Source organism: Paraburkholderia sp. SIMBA_030 (assembly GCF_046535245.1).
Classification (GTDB): Bacteria; Pseudomonadota; Gammaproteobacteria; order Burkholderiales; family Burkholderiaceae; genus Paraburkholderia.
This window is the reverse complement of sequence record NZ_JAWRXB010000887.1, coordinates 1-260: the sequence shown is the minus strand read 5'-3', so window position 1 is coordinate 260 and position 260 is coordinate 1. Positions and strand designations below refer to the sequence as shown.

Sequence of the window (260 nt, the reverse complement as noted above, 5' to 3'; positions counted from 1 at the left end):
CACATAAGATAAATCTTTACGATAATAATCAACTTCTTGTATCCAGTGGAGCAAGAGCTGACAGATATAATTTCCCGGTAGAGAACCCTAAAAGGCCTGGTTTCTATTACTTTAATGGTACAGAATGGATCTATTCATCCTATTTTAGTAAGTATACAGTATTGCTTTTTTATATCCTGATAGCCATAGATTTCACCGTTGAGAACAATACATTCATTTTTAGTATTGGAGAACATGGGCTGTTTCCCGTTTTCAGAGAG

General features: G+C 35.0%; 1 protein-coding gene. It reads right to left on the bottom strand.

The annotated features are described in order from the left end of the window. Nucleotides 1-134: 134 nt before the first annotated feature. A partial coding sequence (locus tag SB772_RS42570) for a hypothetical protein (RefSeq protein ID WP_410838842.1) occupies nt 135-260 on the bottom strand: 126 nt, incomplete at its 5' end.